We start from the raw sequence: 3,454 nt of genomic DNA on the forward strand, positions 1-3,454 counted from the left end.
GTGTTCGGCGGTGTCCTACTCTCCCACACCCTGTCGAGTGCAGTACCATCGGCGCTGGAGGGCTTAGCTTCCGGGTTCGGAATGGGACCGGGCGTTTCCCCTCCGCTATGGCCGCCGTAACTCTGCGAAACAGTGTCACGAGCGAACCTGTCACCCACACACGTGTGGGGTGGCGGATTCGTGTATTCGGTTGTGTTACTGAACAACTACTCGTGTGTTGTTTCAGATATTGCACAGTGGACGCGTAGCTTCTTTGTGGTAAGTCCTCGGCCTATTAGTACCAGTCACCTGCATACATTGCTGTACTTCCAGTTCTGGCCTATCAACCCGGTGGTCTGCCGGGGGCCTTACCCCCTCGAGGGGGTGAGAAACCTCATCTTGGAACAGGCTTCCCGCTTAGATGCTTTCAGCGGTTATCCCTTCCGAACGTAGCCAACCAGCGGTGCTCCTGGTGGAACAACTGGCACACCAGAGGTTCGTCCGTCCCGGTCCTCTCGTACTAGGGACAGCCTTCCTCAAGTTTCTTACGCGCGCGGCGGATAGAGACCGAACTGTCTCACGACGTTCTAAACCCAGCTCGCGTGCCGCTTTAATGGGCGAACAGCCCAACCCTTGGGACCTACTCCAGCCCCAGGATGCGACGAGCCGACATCGAGGTGCCAAACCATCCCGTCGATATGGACTCTTGGGGAAGATCAGCCTGTTATCCCCGGGGTACCTTTTATCCGTTGAGCGACACCGCTTCCACTTGCCGGTGCCGGATCACTAGTCCCGACTTTCGTCCCTGCTCGACTTGTCAGTCTCACAGTCAAGCTCCCTTGTGCACTTGCACTCGACACCTGATTGCCAACCAGGCTGAGGGAACCTTTGGGCGCCTCCGTTACATTTTAGGAGGCAACCGCCCCAGTTAAACTACCCACCAGGCACTGTCCCTGAACCAGATCATGGTCCGAGGTTGAGGTATCCAATACGATCAGAGTGGTATTTCAACAACGACTCCACAGTAACTGGCGTCACCGCTTCACAGTCTCCCACCTATCCTACACAAACCGAACCGAACACCAATACCAAGCTGTAGTGAAGGTCCCGGGGTCTTTTCGTCCTGCCGCGCGTAACGAGCATCTTTACTCGTAATGCAATTTCGCCGAGTCTATGGTTGAGACAGCTGAGAAGTCGTTACGCCATTCGTGCAGGTCGGAACTTACCCGACAAGGAATTTCGCTACCTTAGGATGGTTATAGTTACCACCGCCGTTTACTGGGGCTTAAATTCTCAGCTTCGCCATTACTGGCTAACCGGTCCTCTTAACCTTCCAGCACCGGGCAGGCGTCAGTCCGTATACATCGTCTTACGACTTCGCACGGACCTGTGTTTTTAGTAAACAGTCGCTTCTCACTGGTCTCTGCGGCCCACACCAGCTCAGGAAGCAAGTTCCATCACCGGCAGGGGCCCCCCTTCTCCCGAAGTTACGGGGGCATTTTGCCGAGTTCCTTAACCATAGTTATCTCGATCGCCTTAGTATTCTCTACCTGACCACCTGTGTCGGTTTGGGGTACGGGCCGTGTAACAACTCACTAGAGGCTTTTCTCGGCAGCATAGGATCACTGAATTCGCCTCAATCGGCTACGCATCACCTCTCAGGCTATGTGAACGGCGGATTTGCCTACCGTTCGCCCTACAGGCTTACACCAGTACAACCACTGACTGGCCCAGCTACCTTCCTGCGTCACCCCATCGCTTGGCTACTACCAGATCAGGTCCCACGCATCCACCACACGCCTCACTCTCGAAAGAGATCAGTCATCTGGATTCAGGGTGGTTAGTGTCACTGATTCACCATGGGCGCGGTTACACGGGTACGGGAATATCAACCCGTTGTCCATCGGCTACGCCTGTCGGCCTCGTCTTAGGTCCCGACTCACCCTGGGCGGATTAACCTGGCCCAGGAACCCTTGGTCATTCGGCGGACGAGTTTCTCACTCGTCTTTCGCTACTCATGCCTGCATTCTCACTCGCGCAGCCTCCACACCTGGATCACTCCGATGCTTCCATGGCTGCACGACGCTCCCCTACCCACCCACACACCTGGCTGAACCCTCGCAAGGATTCAGCGGGCTATTGTGTGAGTGCCGCAGCTTCGGTGGTGTACTTGAGCCCCGCTACATTGTCGGCGCAGGATCACTTGACCAGTGAGCTATTACGCACTCTTTCAAGGGTGGCTGCTTCTAAGCCAACCTCCTGGTTGTCTTCGCGACCCCACATCCTTTTCCACTTAGTACACGCTTAGGGACCTTAGCTGGCGATCTGGGCTGTTTCCCTCTCGACTACGAACCTTATCGCCCGCAGTCTCACTGCCACGCTCTCACTCACCGGCATTCGGAGTTTGGCTGATTTCGGTAAGCTTGTAGGCCCCCTAGACCATCCAGTAGCTCTACCTCCGGTGAGAAACACGTGACGCTGCACCTAAATGCATTTCGGGGAGAACCAGCTATCACGGAGTTTGATTGGCCTTTCACCCCTACCCACAACTCATCCCCTCAGTTTTCAACCTAAGTGGGTTCGGTCCTCCACGACGTCTTACCGTCGCTTCAACCTGGCCATGGGTAGATCACTCCGCTTCGGGTCTAGAACACGCCACTACACCACACAAGGTGGATACGCCCTATTCGGACTCGCTTTCGCTACGGCTACCCCACACGGGTTAACCTCGCGACATGCCACTAACTCGCAGGCTCATTCTTCAAAAGGCACGCCATCACCACCAACAGTAAACTGCTCGACGGCTTTGACGGATTGTAAGCGCACGGTTTCAGGTACTATTTCACTCCCCTCCCGGGGTACTTTTCACCTTTCCCTCACGGTACTAGTCCGCTATCGGTCACCAGGGAGTATTCAGGCTTATCGGGTGGTCCCGACAGATTCACAGCAGATTTCACGGGCCCGCTGCTACTTGGGTATCCACAACGACAGTTGCAATGTTTTCGTCTACGGGACTCTCACCCTCTACGACAGGCCGTTCCAGACCACTTCGACTAACACCACAATTTCTCACTGTCGGCCGATCCGGCAGAATCGACAATGCAAACCCCACAACCCTCCATACGCAACCCCTGCCGGGTATCACACGCACAAAGTTTGGCCTCATCCGCTTTCGCTCGCCACTACTCACGGAATCACTATTGTTTTCTCTTCCTGTGGGTACTGAGATGTTTCACTTCCCCACGTTCCCTCCACACACCCTATATATTCAGATGCGGGTAACACGACATCACTCGTGCTGGGTTTCCCCATTCGGACACCCTCGGATCACAGCTCGGTTGACAGCTCCCCGAGGCTTATCGCAGCCTCCTACGTCCTTCATCGGCTCCTGGTGCCAAGGCATCCACCGTACGCTCTTCATTACTTACAACAAAGATGCTCGCGTCCACTGTGCAATTCTCAAACAACACACACA

General features: G+C 55.2%; 2 rRNA genes. Both read right to left on the reverse strand.

Annotation, left to right across the window (positions count from 1 at the left end):
- Window positions 1-2 precede the first annotated feature (2 nt).
- Window positions 3-119, reverse strand: a 5S ribosomal RNA gene (gene rrf, locus CH262_RS10120).
- Window positions 120-254: 135 nt separating this feature from the next.
- Window positions 255-3,409, reverse strand: a 23S ribosomal RNA gene (locus CH262_RS10125).
- Between the last annotated feature and the right edge of the window lie 45 nt (window positions 3,410-3,454).

This window comes from Rhodococcus sp. 05-2255-1e (genome assembly GCF_002259025.1).
GTDB lineage: Bacteria > Actinomycetota > Actinomycetes > Mycobacteriales > Mycobacteriaceae > Rhodococcoides > Rhodococcoides fascians.